15 protein-coding genes, 1 tRNA gene and 1 pseudogene are annotated in these 15,438 nt (G+C 76.2%); 3 read left to right on the forward strand and 14 right to left on the reverse strand.

The annotated features are described in order from the left end of the window. Positions 1-56 precede the first annotated feature (56 nt). From ACFUMH_RS10410 to ACFUMH_RS10425, 4 genes are all read right to left on the reverse strand, one after another. Entirely contained in the window at positions 57-1,040 is a 984-nt protein-coding gene (locus ACFUMH_RS10410) for a ribose-phosphate diphosphokinase (protein WP_378204412.1), read from the reverse strand. After that, positions 1,037-2,695, reverse strand: a complete 1,659-nt coding sequence (glmU, locus tag ACFUMH_RS10415; RefSeq protein ID WP_378204415.1) for a bifunctional UDP-N-acetylglucosamine diphosphorylase/glucosamine-1-phosphate N-acetyltransferase GlmU — start codon at positions 2,693-2,695, stop codon at positions 1,037-1,039. Before glmU ends, ACFUMH_RS10410 begins: the two co-directional genes overlap by 4 nt. A gap of 179 nt (positions 2,696-2,874) precedes the next feature. After that, on the reverse strand, positions 2,875-3,693 hold the full coding sequence (locus ACFUMH_RS10420; RefSeq protein ID WP_378204418.1) for an MBL fold metallo-hydrolase: 819 nt from the start codon (positions 3,691-3,693) through the stop codon (positions 2,875-2,877). A 51-nt stretch (positions 3,694-3,744) separates the two neighbouring features. After that, positions 3,745-3,816: transfer RNA gene (locus ACFUMH_RS10425), tRNA-Gln, on the reverse strand. Between the two features lie 75 nt (positions 3,817-3,891). Between ACFUMH_RS10425 and ACFUMH_RS10430 the strand changes: the two genes are divergently transcribed. From ACFUMH_RS10430 to ACFUMH_RS10440, 3 genes are read left to right on the forward strand one after another with little or no spacing between them, the layout of a single operon-like run. Continuing rightward, on the forward strand, positions 3,892-4,542 hold the full coding sequence (locus ACFUMH_RS10430) for a TetR/AcrR family transcriptional regulator (RefSeq protein WP_378204482.1): 651 nt from the start codon (positions 3,892-3,894) through the stop codon (positions 4,540-4,542). A 30-nt stretch (positions 4,543-4,572) separates the two neighbouring features. Continuing rightward, the gene (locus ACFUMH_RS10435) at positions 4,573-5,091 is read left to right on the forward strand and encodes a MarR family winged helix-turn-helix transcriptional regulator (protein WP_378204421.1); all 519 of its coding nucleotides are present in this window, start codon (positions 4,573-4,575) and stop codon (positions 5,089-5,091) included. Positions 5,092-5,140: 49 nt separating this feature from the next. Next, positions 5,141-6,385, forward strand: coding sequence for a CynX/NimT family MFS transporter (locus tag ACFUMH_RS10440; protein ID WP_378204424.1), 1,245 nt, complete (start codon positions 5,141-5,143; stop codon positions 6,383-6,385). Between the two features lie 61 nt (positions 6,386-6,446). Here the strand turns inward: ACFUMH_RS10440 and ACFUMH_RS10445 are convergent, their stop codons facing one another. The 10 genes and pseudogenes from ACFUMH_RS10445 to rsmA all read right to left on the reverse strand — a co-directional run bounded on the left by ACFUMH_RS10445 (position 6,447) and on the right by rsmA (position 15,401). Beyond that, positions 6,447-6,806, reverse strand: coding sequence for an ArsR/SmtB family transcription factor (locus ACFUMH_RS10445; protein WP_378204427.1), 360 nt, complete (start codon positions 6,804-6,806; stop codon positions 6,447-6,449). After that, positions 6,803-8,047: an ABC-F family ATP-binding cassette domain-containing protein gene (locus ACFUMH_RS10450; protein ID WP_378204485.1), complete on the reverse strand. Its 1,245-nt coding sequence runs from the start codon at positions 8,045-8,047 to the stop codon at positions 6,803-6,805. The genes ACFUMH_RS10445 and ACFUMH_RS10450 overlap by 4 nt, the downstream gene beginning before the upstream one ends. A 95-nt stretch (positions 8,048-8,142) precedes the next feature. Next, positions 8,143-8,608 (reverse strand): annotated as a pseudogene (locus tag ACFUMH_RS10455) (ATP-binding cassette domain-containing protein); the annotation flags it as partial. 7 nt (positions 8,609-8,615) lie between these two features. After that, positions 8,616-9,098, reverse strand: coding sequence for an SRPBCC domain-containing protein (locus ACFUMH_RS10460; protein ID WP_378204430.1), 483 nt, complete (start codon positions 9,096-9,098; stop codon positions 8,616-8,618). A 94-nt stretch (positions 9,099-9,192) separates the two neighbouring features. Then, positions 9,193-10,326, reverse strand: a complete 1,134-nt coding sequence (locus ACFUMH_RS10465; RefSeq protein ID WP_378204433.1) for an ABC transporter permease — start codon at positions 10,324-10,326, stop codon at positions 9,193-9,195. Continuing rightward, a complete protein-coding gene (locus ACFUMH_RS10470; protein ID WP_378204436.1) occupies positions 10,323-11,258 on the reverse strand; it encodes an ABC transporter ATP-binding protein in 936 nt (311 codons plus the stop codon). The genes ACFUMH_RS10465 and ACFUMH_RS10470 overlap by 4 nt, the downstream gene beginning before the upstream one ends. A gap of 186 nt (positions 11,259-11,444) precedes the next feature. Further along, the gene (locus tag ACFUMH_RS10475; RefSeq protein ID WP_378204439.1) at positions 11,445-12,104 is read right to left on the reverse strand and encodes a response regulator; all 660 of its coding nucleotides are present in this window, start codon (positions 12,102-12,104) and stop codon (positions 11,445-11,447) included. After that, the gene (locus ACFUMH_RS10480) at positions 12,097-13,500 is read right to left on the reverse strand and encodes a sensor histidine kinase (protein WP_378204442.1); all 1,404 of its coding nucleotides are present in this window, start codon (positions 13,498-13,500) and stop codon (positions 12,097-12,099) included. Before ACFUMH_RS10480 ends, ACFUMH_RS10475 begins: the two co-directional genes overlap by 8 nt. 3 nt (positions 13,501-13,503) lie before the next feature. Beyond that, positions 13,504-14,445 carry a 4-(cytidine 5'-diphospho)-2-C-methyl-D-erythritol kinase gene (locus ACFUMH_RS10485; RefSeq protein ID WP_378204445.1) on the reverse strand — a complete coding sequence of 314 codons (942 nt, stop codon included), beginning with the start codon at positions 14,443-14,445 and terminating at the stop codon, positions 13,504-13,506. Then, positions 14,442-15,401 carry a 16S rRNA (adenine(1518)-N(6)/adenine(1519)-N(6))-dimethyltransferase RsmA gene (gene rsmA, locus ACFUMH_RS10490; protein WP_378204448.1) on the reverse strand — a complete coding sequence of 320 codons (960 nt, stop codon included), beginning with the start codon at positions 15,399-15,401 and terminating at the stop codon, positions 14,442-14,444. The genes ACFUMH_RS10485 and rsmA overlap by 4 nt, the downstream gene beginning before the upstream one ends. Between the last annotated feature and the right edge of the window lie 37 nt (positions 15,402-15,438).

Here is a 15,438-nt window from a genome sequence, read left to right on the forward strand (position 1 = left end):
GGTGCCGGGTGGTGCTGCGGGCCCGGTGTCGGGCCGGTGGGGGCGGGCGTCGCCCGTCAGGCGTTGCCGTCGAAGAGCGAGGTCACCGAGCCGTCGTCGAACACCTCGCGGATCGCGCGGGCCAGCAGCGGCGCGATGGACAGCACGGTGAGCTGCGGGAACCGGCGCTCCTCGGCGACCGGCAGCGTGTCGGTGATGATGACCTCGCGCGCGCCGCAGGACTGCAGCCGCTCGACCGCGGGGTCCGACAGCACGCCGTGCGTCGCGGCGACGATGACGTCCTTCGCGCCCGCCTCGAGGACGACGCGGACCGCGCCGGCGATCGTGCCGGCCGTGTCGATGAGGTCGTCGACGATGACGCAGGAGCGCCCCTCGACGTCGCCGACGACGCGGTTGGCGACGGCCTTGTTCGGGCTGCGGACGTCCCGGGTCTTGTGCACGAACGCGAGCGGCCCGCCGCCGAGCTTGGCGGCCCACTGCTCGGCGACGCGGATGCGGCCCGCGTCGGGCGAGACGACCGTGACGTTCGACGTGTCGACGCGGGTGCGGACGTACTCGACGAGGATCGGCTGCGCCCAGAGGTGGTCGACCGGGCCGTCGAAGAAGCCCTGCGTCTGCGCGGCGTGCAGGTCGACGCTCATGATGCGGTCGGCGCCCGCGGTCCGGAACAGGTCGGCGACGAGGCGGGCGGAGATCGGCTCGCGGCCGCGGTGCTTCTTGTCCTGCCGCGCGTACGGGTAGAACGGCGCGATGACGGTGATCGTCTTGGCCGACGCCCGCTTCATGGCGTCGACCATGAGGAGCTGCTCCATCAGCCACTGGTTGATGGGCGAGCAGTGCGACTGCAGGATGAACGCGTCCGCGCCGCGCACCGACTCCCCGAACCGCACGTAGATCTCGCCGTTGGCGAAGTCGTACGCCGTGGTCGGCAGCAGCTCGATGCCGAGGTGCTCGGCGACGTCCTGCGCGAGCTCGGGGTGCGCGCGCCCCGACGCGAGGACCAGGCGCTTCTCGCCGTCGCTGGAGGTGATGCCGGTCATCGCGTCGTTCCCTCGTCCGTCGTCGTGGCCGTGCCGTCGCCGTCCGCGAGGCGCTGGGGCTGGCCCGGCAGGTCCGGCGGCGGTGCGACGCGCTCCCCCGCGGCCGCGGCCCGCTCCCGCTCGGCGCGGGCCTGCGGCGACAGGCCGCCGATGTCCTGGGTGCCGCGGGCGCGCGTGGCCGCCTCGGCGGCCGCGGTGCCCGACCGGGACCGCACGACCCAGCCCTCGATGTTGCGCTGCGAGCCGGCGCTCACCGCGAGCGCACCCGGCGGGACGTCGCGGCGCACGACCGTGCCGGCGCCCGTGTACGCGCCGTCGCCCACGACGACCGGCGCGACGAACATGTTGTCCGAGCCGGTCCGCGCGTGGGAGCCGATGACCGTGCGGTGCTTGTTCACGCCGTCGTAGTTGACCGTGACGGACGCGGCGCCGATGTTCGAGTGCTCGCCGATCGTCGCGTCGCCCACGTAGGACAGGTGCGGGATCTTCGAGCCGGTGCCGATCTGCGCGTTCTTCGTCTCGACGAACGTGCCGATCTTGCCGCCGGCGCCGAGGTCGGTGCCGGGGCGCAGGTAGGCGAACGGGCCGACGGTCGCGCCCTCGCGGATCACCGACAGCGACCCGTGCGTGCGCACGACCGTCGCGCCGGGGCCGACCTCGACGTCCGTGAGCGTGGTGTCGGGGCCGACCGTGGCGCCCTCGCCGACCGTCGTCGCGCCGTGCAGCTGCGTGCCGGGCAGCAGCGTGACGTCGCGGGCCAGCTCGACGTCGACGTCGACCCACGTGGTCGCCGGGTCGACGACCGTCACGCCCTGGCGCATCCAGTCGTCGAGCAGGCGGCGGTTGAGCTCGGCGCGCAGCACCGCGAGCTGCACGCGGTCGTTGACGCCCTCGACGCTCATGCGGTCGTCGGTGCGCAGCGCGCGCACGTGGCCGCCGTCGCCGCGTGCGATCGCGAGCACGTCGGTCAGGTAGACCTCGCCCTGCGCGTTGTCGCGGCCGAGCCGCGCGAGCGCCGCGCGCAGCACGCGCGCCTCGAACACGTACACCGACGTGTTGATCTCGGTGACGGCACGCTGCTCGTCGTCGGCGTCCTTCTCCTCGACGATGCCGAGGACGTCGCCCGTGCCGGGCTCGCGCAGGATGCGGCCGTAGCCCGTGGGGTCGGGGACCTCGGTGGTGAGCACCGTGACGGCGTTGCCGTCGGCGGCGTGCGCGGCGAGCAGCTCGGTGAGCGTGCCGGCGTCGAGCAGCGGCACGTCGCCCGCGACGACGACCACCGCGCCGTCGAGCACCGAGTGCGCCGCGGCGCCGTCGGCCGCGCGGTCGTCCTCGCCCTGCGCGGCGGCGGCCTGCGCGGCGCCGTCGAGCGCCGTCATCGCGACCTGGACGGCGCGGCCCGTGCCGGGCACGTCGTCCTGGTCGACGAGCAGCGCCCCGGGGTCCACCTCGAGCACGTGCGCGGCGACGCGCTCCCGCTCGTGGCGGACGACCACGGCCACCCGCTCGGGCTCGAGCGCCCGCGCCGAGGCGAGCGCGTGGCCGACCATGGAGCGGCCGCCGAGGGTGTGCAGGACCTTGGGTGTTGCCGAGCGCATCCGTGTGCCCTCACCCGCTGCGAGGACGATGACGGCTGCGGGGCGGGGGACGTCCACCAGTGGTGCTCCTCGCGTCGTGCCCGGGACGGGCCGGGTCGTCGTGCGTCACGAGACTCTACCGCCGCGCCGGAGGCGTCCCGGCAGCCCCGGGCGACGCGCGGCGCCCGTGAGCGGGGCCCTGTGGCCGGACTCACGCGCCGCGCGCACGCGCCGCGGCCGCCGGCCGGCGTCGCGGGTCAGGTGAGGTCGTCGTGGTCGCCGCGGGTCCACGCGGCGTGCCGGGCGGCGGAGCGCAGCACGACGGCGCGCGCGTCGCGGGGCACCACGCCGCCCGCGAAGTTGTTGTAGAGCCGCTCGAAGGGCCACCGCGCGACGTGCGCCGCGACCCGCTCGGCGACCGCCCCCGACAGCGGGATGCGGTTGGGGTAGCTGCGCATGAAGCTCACCGACGTCCGGTCGGGGTTCGCGAAGACGGTGTCGCCCGTCAGCAGCACGCCGTGCCCCTGGGCACCGGCCGCCCAGTGCAGGACCGCGCTGCCGGGGAAGTGCCCGCCCGGCTGGCTCAGCGTCACGCCGGGCAGGAGCTCCCGCTCGCCGTCCCACGTCTCCACGACCGGGTCCGGCCGCGCGACCCACCCCGCGTCCGCCGCCGCGACGAGCACGGGCGGCCCGCCGAGGGCGCGGCTCCACTCGACCTGGACCCCGTACATGTGCGGGTGGCTCGCGACGACCGCGACGACCTCGCCGAGCGCGCGCACCGCGGCGACCGCGGCGTCGTCGAGGAAGGCCGGCGGGTCCCACAGCACGACGCCGTCCGGCGTGCGCACGGCCTTCGCCTCCTGGCCGATGCCGACGCCGGGCGCGGTGGTCAGGCCGAGCAGGTCCGGCTCGAGCTCGTGCACGTCGACGCGCGTGCCGCCCGCCGCGAGCTCCTCGAGCGTCGTCCAGCGCTGGCCGTCGGCCGGCACCCACTGCCGCTCGTCGGCGCAGATCGCGCACACCTCGGGCCGCTCGGCGTGCTCGACGCCGCACGTCGCGCAGATCCAGAACGTCATCGTCCCTCCCGGTCCCGCCGTCGGGCCGCGGGTGCGTGCGGCGCCCGCGGGCTCCGCCCCCAGGATTCGAACCTGGACCGCAAGGCTCCAAAGGCCTGCGTGCTGCCGTTACACCAGGGCGGACCGGCCGCCCAGTCTGCCAGCCCCGCACGGCACAATGGCCGCGTGGCCGACCCCAAGCGCACGCCGCGCTCGCGCATGACCGGGACGCAGCGACGCGCCCAGCTGCTCGACGTGTCGCGCACGCTGTTCGCCGAGAAGGGCTTCGACAACACGAGCGTCGAGGAGATCGCGGCGCGCGCCGACGTCTCCAAGCCCGTGGTGTACGAGCACTTCGGCGGCAAGGAGGGCGTCTACGCCGTCGTCGTCGACCGCGAGATCCAGGCGCTCACGGGCGCGCTGACGGGGGCGCTCGAGGGCGGCGGGCACCCGAAGGCGCTGGTCGAGCGGACCGCGCTCGCGCTGCTGTCGTACATCGAGACGTCCGAGGCCGGGTTCCGCATCCTGGTGCGGGACTCGCCGGTCGCGCAGGCGACGGGCACGTTCTCGAGCCTCATCGGCGACGTCGCGACGCAGGTCGAGCACCTGCTCGCCGACCAGTTCACCAAGCAGGGCCTCGACCGGCGCACCGCCCCCATCTACGCGCAGATGCTCGTCGGCATGGTCGCCCTGACGGGCCAGTGGTGGCTCGACGCGCGGCGCCCGCAGAAGGCGGAGGTGGCCGCGCACCTGGTCAACCTCGCGTGGAACGGCCTGTCCGGCCTGGAGCGCCGGCCGCAGCTGACGAAGGGCACGGAGAAGGGCACGGAGAAGGGCACGGAGCCGGCGCGCGCCGCCGGGCGTCCCTGACCGGTGGCCCGCGACGACTACCCTTCCCCCATGGCCGAGACCGAGCTCGGCCGCGCCCCCCAGGACGAGGTCGACCGCATCGTGCTCGCGTGGGAGCGGGAGCGGCCCGACCTGGACGTGCGACCCCTCACGGTGCTGTCGCGCGTCAGCCGTCTCGCGCGCCACCTCGACCTGGCGCGGCGCGGCGCCTTCGCGCGGCACGGCCTCGAGACGTGGGAGTTCGACGTGCTCGCGGCGCTGCGCCGCGCGGGCGCCCCGTACCGCCTCTCCCCCGGCGCGCTGCTCACGCAGACCCTGGTGACCAGCGGGACGATGACCAACCGCATCGACCGGCTCGCCGAGCAGGGGCTCGTCGAGCGCCTGCCGTCCCCCGACGACCGGCGCGGCGTGCTCGTGCAGCTCACGCCCGCGGGCCTGCAGCGCGTCGACGAGGCGTTCGCCGACCTGCTCGACGTCGAGGCGGGGCTGCTCGGCGACCTGCCCGAGGCGGACCGCGACCGGCTCGCCGCCCTGCTGCGCGACGTCCTCACCCTGTTCGACCGGTCGTGACGTCGGCGGGCACGCCGTCGACCGGCGCACCGTCGACCACCACGCCGTCGTGACGACGCCCGGGCCCGTGCCACGCGTGGCGCAGGGCACCCTGCTCGTCGCGCTGCTGCTCGTCGCGCTCAACCTGCGCGGCCCGATCACCGCGCTGGCGCCCGTCGTCGACCGGCTGGGCGCGGACCTGGGGCTCACGCCCGCGTCCGCCGGGCTGCTCACCGGCGTGCCGGTGCTCTGCTTCGCCGCCCTGACGCCGCTGGCCGCCGTCGCGCTCGCGCGCGCCGGCACGACGCGGATGCTCGCGGCCGCGCTGCTCGCGATCCTCGCGGGCACGCTGCTGCGCTCGTTCGGCGGGACGACGGGCGCGTTCGTCGGGACCGTCGTGCTCGGCGCCGCCATCACGGTCGGCAACGTCGGCGTGCCCCTGGTCATCGGCCGCGACTTCCCCACCCGCGTGCCGCGGGTCATGGGCCTGTACTCGGCGGTGATGAACGCGGGCGCGGCGCTGACGACGCTCGGCACGGCCCCGCTCGCGGCGCTCGTCGGGTGGCGGTGGGCGCTCGTCTCGTGGGGCGCGCTGACGGTCGTCGCGCTGGGCGCGTGGGCGCGGGTGCACGCGCGCGCCGCGGGGAGGACGGCCACGCGGTTGGCCGCCGGCGCCGCGGTGCCGGACGCCGGCGCCGCGGGGGCCGCCACCCCGACGCCGGCCGCGCCGACCGCCCCCGTGCGCGTGCTGCGCCGGCGCGTCACGTGGCTGCTGGTGGTCGCGTTCGCCGGGCAGGCGTCCGCCTACATGGGCGTCACGGCGTGGCTGCCGTCGGTGCTGCGCGACGAGGCCGGGCTCGGGCGCGCGGCTGCGGGCGCGGGCGCCGCGGTGTTCCAGGTGCTGGGCGTCGTCGGGAGCCTGGTCGTGCCGCCGCTGCTCGCCCGGCGCGGGGTGTCGCCGCGCGCGGTCGTCCTCGGCATCACCGCGTGCTGGCTCAGCCTGCCGCTGGGCCTGCTGCTGGCGCCGGCGGGGTGGCCGCTGTGGTCGGTGCTCGCCGGGCTGGCGCAGGCGGCGAACTTCGTGGTCGTGTTCACGGTCGTCGCCACCGTGGCGGGGTCGGCGGCCGCCGCCCGGCGCATGTCCGCGACCGTGCAGACGCTCGGGTACGCCGTCGCCGCCGCCACGCCGAGCGTCCTCGGCGCGGTGCACGAGGCGACGGGCGGGTGGACGGCGCCGCTGCTCGTCGTCGCCGGACTGCTCACGGCCATGTCGGTCACGCACACGACCGCCGCCGGGGCGCTGCGCCGGCGCTGACCCGCGCCCCGGCGCTCACCCGCGTCCCGGCACCGACCCGCGTCCCGGCACCGACCCCGCGTCAGTCGCGCGGCTGCTCCACCAGCGCCGCGAGCCGGTCCAGCCGCTGCTCGGCGGGCAGCCGGTGCCGGTCGAGCCAGCGCAGCGCGGGCCGCACCGCGTCGGGCACGAGCCGGTACGTGCGCACGCGGCCCGTCTTGGCCGACGTGACGATGCCCGCCTGCTCGAGCACGCCGAGGTGCTGCGTGACCGCGGGGAGCGACATGGGCAGCGGCGCGGCGAGCGTGCTCACCGACGCGGGCCCCTGCGCGAGCCGCTCGACGAGCGCCCGGCGCGTGCCGTCCGACAGCGCCTGGAAGACGCGGTCGAGACCGGGGTCCGCGACGGGCCCCGCCGGGCGCTCGCCCGCGCCGTCGCTCACCCGACGACCTCGGCGGCCTCCAGCCACGCCGACTCGAGCTCCTCGCGCTCCGCCGCGAGCGCGCGCAGCTCGGCGTCGAGCGCGAGCACGGCCTGGTGGTCGGTGGCCTGCGCGGCCATCCGGTCGTGCAGGGCGGCCTCCTGCGCGGCGATCCGCTCGAGCCGGCGCTCGATGCGCGTGACCTCCTTGCGCGCCGCGCGCACCTCCGCGGCGGACGCCCCCGCCGGCGCGGCCGCCGCCGTCGCGGCACCCGGTGCGCCGGCGCCCACCGCGGCGGCTCCCCCGCCGCCGGCCAGGGCCGCCGCGCGCCGCTCGAGGTACTCCTCGACGCCGCCGGGCAGGTCCCGCAGCCGCCCGTCGCCGAGCAGCGCGACCTGCCGGTCGCAGACGCGCTCGAGCAGGTACCGGTCGTGCGAGACGACGATCAGCGTGCCGGGCCAGCCGTCGAGCAGGTCCTCGACGGCGGCGAGCGTGTCGGTGTCGAGGTCGTTGGTCGGCTCGTCGAGCAGCAGGACGTTCGGCTCGCCCACGAGCAGGCGCAGCAGCTGCAGGCGCCGGCGCTCGCCGCCGGACAGGTCCCGGACCGGCGTGCGGGCGCGCTCGCGCGTGAAGCCCAGCCGCTCGACGAGCTGGCTCGCGCTCACCTCCTTGCCGCCGATCACCATCGTCCGCTTCTCACGCTCGACGGCCTCGGTGACGCGCAGGTCGGCGACCTCGTCGAGGTCCTCGACGTCCTGGCGCAGCTCGGCGACCTGCACGGTCTTGCCGCGCTTGACGCGGCCGGACGTCGGTTGCGCGCGGCCGGTGAGCAGCCGCAGCAGCGTCGACTTGCCGGCGCCATTGACGCCGACGACGCCGTACCGGTCGCCCGGGCCGAGGCGCCACGTGACGTCGTCGAGCAGCACGCGCCCGTCGGGCAGCGTGTACGTCACGCCCTCCAGGTCGAGCACGTCCTTGCCGAGCCGCGCGGTGGCGGTGCGCGCGAGCTCGAGCGAGTCGCGCGGCGGCGGCTCGTCGGCGATGAGGGCGGCGGCCGCGTCGAGGCGGAAGCGCGGCTTGGAGGTGCGCGCCGGGGCGCCGCGGCGCAGCCACGCGAGCTCCTTGCGCAGCAGGTTCTGCCGCTTGGTCTCGATGGTCGCGGCCTGCTGCGCGCGCTCGGCACGGGCCAGCACGTACGCCGCGTAGCCGCCCTCGTACTGGTCGACGACGCCGTCGTGGACCTCCCACGTGCGCGTGCACACCGCGTCGAGGAACCAGCGGTCGTGCGTGACGACGACGAGCGCGCCCGAGCTGCCGGCGTACCGCTCGCTCAGGTACCGCGCGAGCCAGGCGACGCCCTCGACGTCGAGGTGGTTCGTCGGCTCGTCGAGCACGAGCACCTCGTCGTCGCGCACGAGCAGCGCGGCCAGCGCGACCCGGCGCCGCTGCCCGCCGGACAGCGTCGCGAGGTCGGCACCGAGGTCGACGTCGGCCAGCAGGCCGCTGTGCACGGCGCGGACGCGGGCGTCGGACGCCCACTCGTGCGCGTCGGCGGACCCGTGCACGGCGTCGAGCACCGTGCCGGAGCCGAGGTCGTCCCGCTGGTCGAGCAGCGCGACGCGCGTGCCGCCCGCGCGCGTGACGCGGCCCGTGTCCGGGTCCTGACGGCCGGCGAGCACGCGCAGGAGCGTCGACTTGCCGGCGCCGTTGGGGCCGACGACGCCGATGCGCTGGCCGTCGTCGACGCCGAGGCTGACGCCGTCCAGGAGGGTGCGGGTGCCGAGTGTGAGGTGGACGCTGTCCGCGCCGAGCAGATGAGCCATGTCGGGCTCATCCTCCCAGGTGCACCGCCAGGGCGTCGAAGATGCCCCGCGTCCCCTCCTCGCGCTGCGCGGCGCTGTCGAGCCCGTCGAGGTGCACGCCCTGCTCGGTGTAGCGCAGGTGGGTGCGGTCGCCGTCGGGCTCGAGCTCGTAGGTGGCCAGCGACGTCGAGATGTGGGCGCCGTCGAGCCACATGTCGTACGTGAGGACGAACCGCTCGTGCTCGACGACGTCGGTGTACGTCGCGACGTAGCGGCTGAGCACCCCGCCGTCGAACCGGCCCTCGTCGACGGCCGTGCCGCCGGCCCGGAAGTCGTCGGACTCCTCCGTCTTGGTCCAGCCCTCGCCCGCGCCGAACCACGCGCGCTTCTCGTCGAGGTCCGCGAACGCCCGCCACACCCGCGCGACGGGCGCGTCGAACGTGCGCTCGATCACGAACGTCGAGTGGGCGACGGAGCGGGTCGTGCCGGTGGTGCTCGTGGTGCTCGTCATGGGTCCTCCTCGGCCGGGGCCCACGCCGGACGGCCGGGCCAATACTTAGGCTGTTGCTTAAGTATTGGCCCGGCCGTCGTCGGCGGTCAAGACCTCAGTCGTCGGCCGACCGGGCGAGCGCCTCGCGCACCGCGACGCGGCCGCCCATGCGCAGCACCGACCGCTCGTAGATGCGCGCCGCCACCGCGATCACGGCGAGCGTCGCGGCGACCAGCACGACGAGCGCCACCAGCGGCTCCCACCACGCGGCCTCGTTGAGGAACAGCCGCACCGGCATGCCGACCGGCGCCGTGAACGGCACGAACGACATGATCCGCAGCACGAGCTCGTTGTCGTTGAAGAAGACGACGAGGAAGTACGGCACCATCGTCAGCCAGATCGCCGGCTGCAGGACCGTCCCGGTGTCCTCGACGCGGGACACCAGCGACGCGCTCGCCGCGAAGATCGCCGCGAGCAGCACGAACCCGATCGCGAAGAACACCACGAACCACACCATCGGCATGCCGATGAGCGTCAGCACGTCGTCCTGGCCCGTGACCACGAGCCCGAGCACCGCGACCGCCGCGATCGCGGCCGTCTGCCCGAGCGCGAGCACCGAGTTGCCGAGGATCTTCCCCGCGAGCAGGGCCCGCGCCGGCACCGCCGACAGCAGGATCTCGACGATGCGCGACTGCTTCTCGGTCACCGTGTTCTGCGCGATCATCGAGCCCGCGCCGATCACCGAGGTCATGAAGACCAGGCCGAACGCGAACGTGATGAGGTAGCGCAGCCCGCCCTCGGCGGGTGCGGGGTCGAGCAGCTCGACCTCGGGCGCGGCCGTGAGCGCCTGCACGACGGCCTCGGGGGCGTCGTCGAGCGCGAGGACGGCGACCCCGAGCGGCTCGCCGCCCGGCACGACCGCCGCGTCCACCTCGCCCGAGCGCACGGCCTCCTCGGCGGCGGCACGGTCGGCGACGTCGCGGACGTCGAGGCCCGGCGCGCCGTCGACGCTGCCCGCGACCGACGACACGACCGCGACCGGGGTCTCGCCCGGCTCGCGCTGGCCGACGACCGCGCTGATGACGATGCCGGCGAGGATGGCGAGCAGGAGCACCGCGGTCGAGATGAGGAACGACTTCGACCGGACCTGCGACGTGATCTCGCGCTCGGCGACCAGCAGCGTGGCGCGGCCGAGCGACGGCGCCTGCGGCGCGTGCGCCGCGGGCGCGGGGTGGGACGTGGTGCTCATCGGACGACCTCCGGCTCCTGCGTGCGGCCGGCGGCGTCGGCCGGCTCCTCGTCGGTGATGACCTCGCGGAAGATCTCCGCGAGGGACGGGCGCAGCGGGGCGAACGACTCCACCGGCCCGCGGGCCAGCGCGGCCGTCAGCACGCGCTGCGCCGTCGCGGCGTCCGCCTCGAAGACCGCGGTGCCCGCGGCCAGCTCGTCGACCCGGACGCCCGGCTCGTCGCGCAGCCAGCCCATGTCGCCGGCGACGACGATCTCGTGCCGCTCGGTCGCGTGCGCCCGGCGCAGCTCGTCGCGCGAGCCGGCGGCGCGGATGCGGCCGCCGGCGATGATGACGAGGTCGTCGCACAGCCGCTCGACGACGTCGAGCTGGTGGGACGAGAAGAGCACCGGCACGCCGCGCGCCGCACGCTCGGCGAGCACGCCCTGCACGACCTCGACGGCCATGGGGTCGAGGCCGGAGAACGGCTCGTCGAGGACGAGCACCTCGGGGTCGTGCACCAGCGCCGCGGCGACCTGCGCGCGCTGCTGGTTGCCGAGCGACAGGTTCTCCACCGGGTCGTCCGCGCGCTCGGTCAGCCCGAGCCTGTCGATGAGGTCGCGGGCCCGCGCGTCCGCCGCCGCCTTGTCGAAGCCGTGCAGCCGCGCCAGGTAGGTGAGCTGCTCCGCGAGCTTCATCTTCGGGTACAGCCCGCGCTCCTCCGGCATGTAGCCGAAGCGTGCACGGCGCGCGCCGTCGAGCGGGCGACCGTCGATCGTGACCGTCCCGGCGTGCGCGGACAGCACGCCGAGGATGATGCGCATCGTCGTCGTCTTGCCCGCGCCGTTGCCGCCGACGAACCCCGTCAGCCGGCCGCGGCCCACCGTGAAGCTCACGTCGTCGAGCACGCGCCGGTCGCCGAAGGACCTGCTGACGCCCTGGAGCTCGAGCATCGTCCTCTCCTCTCGCCGTGTCCGGCGAGCGCCGGACGTCCTGGTGACGACGCTAGGCGGCGCGGGGGTGCCGGCACCTCGGGCGGGCGGCCGATCCTGCGGCTCATCCCCGGGACGGAGACGGGCCGGGCGCGGCGCGCCGGGCTCGGCCGGGCGGGCGACCTTGCAGGTCAGCCCCCGAGCAGGTCAGCCCACGAGGCCGTGCTCGTGCGCGTACACGACCGCCTGCACGCGGTCCCGCAGGCCGAGCTTGGCGAGCACGTTGGAGACGTGCGTCTTGACCGTCGCGCGGCTGACGACGAGCTCGGCGGCGATCTCGTCGTTGTTGAGCCCGCGCGCCACGAGGACGAGCACCTCCGACTCGCGCTCGGTCAGCGGCACGAGCGGCGCGGCCGTCGACACGGGTGCCGGGCGGGCGTCGACGGCGCGGGCGATGACCGCGCGCGTGACCTCGGGCGCGAGCAGGCCCTCGCCGGCCGCCGCGCTGAGCACCGCCTCGTGCAGCTGCTCGGGCCGCGACGTCTTGAGCAGGTAGCCCACGGCCCCGGCCTGCAGCGCCTCGAGCAGGTAGTCCTCGCGGTTGAAGGTCGTGAGCACGACCACCGCGGCGTGCACGTCCGGGTCCGCGACGATCCGCCGCGTCGCCTCGAGCCCGTCCATGTCGGGCATCTGCACGTCCATGCACACGACGTCGGGCCGCACGGCGCGGACGACCTCGACGGCCTCCGTGCCCGTGCTCGCCTCGCCGACCACATCGACGTCCGGGTGCGCCGAGAGGATCGTCCCGATCCCCGCCCGCAGCAGCGCCTGGTCGTCCACGAGCACGACCCGCACCCGCTCACCCATCGGTGGTCTCCCGTCCCGTCGTCGCACCGCGTCCCGCGCCGTCGCCGCCCGCGACCGGCACCCGCACGCGCACGAGGAACCCGCCGCGGCGCAGCCGGCCCGCCTCGAGCGTGCCGCCGTCGGCCGCGACCCGCTCCCGCATGCCGGCCAGGCCCATGCCCGTGCCCGGCGCCGGGGCCGCGCGGCGGGCCGTGCCGCCGTCGTCCGACACCTCGAGCTCGACCTCGCCCGGCAGCCAGCGCAGCCGCACGTCGGCCCGCGCGGACGGTCCGGCGTGCTTGCGGGTGTTCGTGAGCGCCTCCTGCGCGATGCGGTAGAGGTTGAGCGACGTCAGCGGCGACAGCCGCGCCGGCTCGCCGACCTCCTGGTACGTCACCTCGAGGCCGCCGGCGACGGCCTGCTCGACGAGCCGCGGGATGCGGGCGACGTCGAGCGACGCGAGCGCCTCGTCGGGGGCACTCGGCGGCACGGGGACGCCGGACACCGCGGCGGCGCCCTCGCGCAGCGTGCCGAGCAGGCCCTGCAGCTCGACGACCGCCTCGCGCGCCGACTCCTCGACGTGCCCCAGCGCCGCGGCGGCGCGTGCCGGGTCGGTGCCGAGCACCGTCCGCGCCGCGGCCGCCTGGACGCCCATGAGCGACACGTGGTGCGCCACCGCGTCGTGCAGCTCGCGCGCGATGCGCAGCCGCTCGAGCGCGACCGCCTGCGCCTCCGCCCGCACCCGCTCGGCCTGCAGGAGCCGCGTGCGCCAGGCGGTGCGCTCCCGCTCGCGCGCGGACGCCCACGCGTGGTCGCCGAACCACCACGAGCCCGCGAAGTACAGGACGTTGGTGAGCAGCTGGATGAGCATGTACGCCACGAACGGCGAGAAGGCGCCGACCCGGTCGAGTCCCAGGTCCTCGTCCGGGTCCGTGGCCGCGAGGAAGATCGACACGAGCAGCCACGTGAACATCGCCGTGACCACGACGGCCCGCACCCAGAACGCGCGCGTGCGCGACTGCTCCCACGCGCCCACCGTGTACAGGGCCATGAACAGCGCGATGTTGCTGAACAGCTGCTCCGGCACCAGCAGCGCCTGGCCCACGATGAACGCGACGCCCGCGACCACCGCGACCGCGCTGGGCCAGCGGCGGCGCACCGCCAGCGGCAGCGTCTGCGCCGCGAGGAGCAGGGCGGAGAGCCAGCCCTCGGCCGGGTCGGGGATCAGCCCGGTGACCCGCCACATGACCGAGCTGAGGATCGCCCCGACGAACAGCGACACCCCGAGCAGGACGTCCCAGCGCAGGTCGTCCGGCGTGGGCGGGCGGCGGGACCAGCCGGCGACGTCGGGGTCGCCCGCCGCGCCGACGCGCGGCAGCGGCGCCGGCACGCCGGTGCCGGAGGGGACCACGGCCACCCGTCAGTCACCCGCCCCGACGACGCGCGCGCCCGGCACGGGCCCGGACGCCGTGAGCACGCGGTCGGCGACGCCCGAGGCCGTGAACGCCGCGGCGATCGCCAGCGCGTGCTGCCGGCTGCGCGCGAGCGCCGCGACCGTCGGGCCGGACCCCGACACGACGACGCCGAGCGCGCCCGCGTCGGTCGCGACCGCGAGCGGCTCCGCCAGGCCCGGGTCGAGCTCGAGCGCGGCCGGCTCGAGGTCGTTGTGCAGCGCGGCGCCGAGGGCTGCGGCGTCGCCCGCCCGCAGCGCCTGCATGAGCGGCACGTCGTCCTCGTCGGTCAGCGGCTGGGCGTCGTGCCCGCGCAGCTCGTCGAACGCGCGGTACACCGCCGGGGTCGACAGCCCGTGGTCCTGCACGGCGAACGCCCAGTGGAACTCGCCGCGGCTCAGCGCGGGCGTGAGCAGGTCGCCGCGGCCCGTGCCGACGGCCGTGTGCCCCACCAGCGCGAACGGCACGTCCGAGCCGAGCTCCGCCGCGATCGCGACGAGCTCGTCGCGGGACAGGCCGGTGCCCCACAGCTGGTCGCACGCGAGCAGCGCCGCGGCGGCGTCGGCCGACCCGCCCGCCATGCCGCCCGCCACCGGGACGCCCTTGACCAGGTGCAGGTGCGCGGCGTCGTCGACGCCCGCGTGGGCGGCGACCGCGCGCGCGGCGCGCAGGGCCAGGTTCGACTCGTCCGTCGGCACGTCGTCGGCCTGCGGGCCCTCCGCGCTGACCCGGAACTCCCCCGCCGTCCGCGCGACGACCTCCTCGTACACCGACACCGCCTGGAAGACGGTCGACACCGGGTGGTAGCCGTCCGGCCCGACGGGTCCGACGCGCAGCGACAGGTTCACCTTCCCGGGCGCGCGCACGCGCACCGCACGCTCGGGCAGGTCGTGCACACCGCTCACCGTCACGGTGCCACTGTGCCAGGTCGGTGCGGGAGCGGCCGTCCGGCGGCGGTGAGCTCCTCGGCGATGCGGGCGAAGGCCGTCACGTCGAGCTGCTCGCCCCGGACCTGCGGGTCCAGACCCGCGCCGCGCAGCGCGGCCTCCGCCGCGGCGGGCGACCCGGCGAGCTGCGCGAGGGCCGAGCGGAGCGTCTTGCGGCGCTGCGCGAAGGCCGCGTCGACGACCGCGAACACGTCCGCGCGCGGCACCGTGGTGGTCGGCGGCTCGCGCCGGTCGAGGCGCACGAGGGCCGAGTCCACGTTCGGCGCGGGCCAGAAGACCGCGCGTCCCACGGTCGCCGTGCGCCGAGCCGCCGCGTACCACGCCGCCTTGACCGACGGGACGCCGTACGTGCGGCTGCCCGGCGGCGCCGCGAGGCGGTCCGCGACCTCGGCCTGCACCATGACGAGGCCGCGCTCGAGCGCGTCGAACCGCTCGAGGAACGTGAGCAGCACCGGGACGGAGACGTTGTACGGGAGGTTGGCGACGAGGGCGGTCGGCGCGGGGTCGGGCAGCGCGGTGACGGCGAGCGCGTCGGCCGTGAGCACGGTGAGCCGGTCGCGGCCGTCCGCGTCGGTGAGGCGGACCTCCCGCCGGTCACCCTCCTCGCGCACCGGGCCGACCGTCAGGCCCGGCACGTGCGCGGCGACCGTCGACGGGAGCAGGCCCGCCAGGACCGGGTCGATCTCGACCGCCACGACGTCCGCCCCCGCCTCGAGCAGCCCGAGCGTGAGGGACCCCAGCCCGGGTCCGACCTCGACGACGCGCTCGCCCGGCCGCACGTCGGCCTGGCGGACGATCTTGCGGACCGTGCCCGCGTCGAGCACGAAGTTCTGCCCGAGGGTCTTGGTGGGGCGCACGCCGGCGCGCCCGGCGAGGGCCCGGATCTCGGCAGGCCCCAGGAGCGCGACGTCGGATGGCATGGCCCCGAGCCTAACGAGCGCCCGGCGCCCGCCGTCC

It is taken from the genome of Cellulomonas sp. NPDC057328, assembly GCF_042667215.1.
Taxonomy (GTDB): Bacteria; Actinomycetota; Actinomycetes; order Actinomycetales; family Cellulomonadaceae; genus Cellulomonas.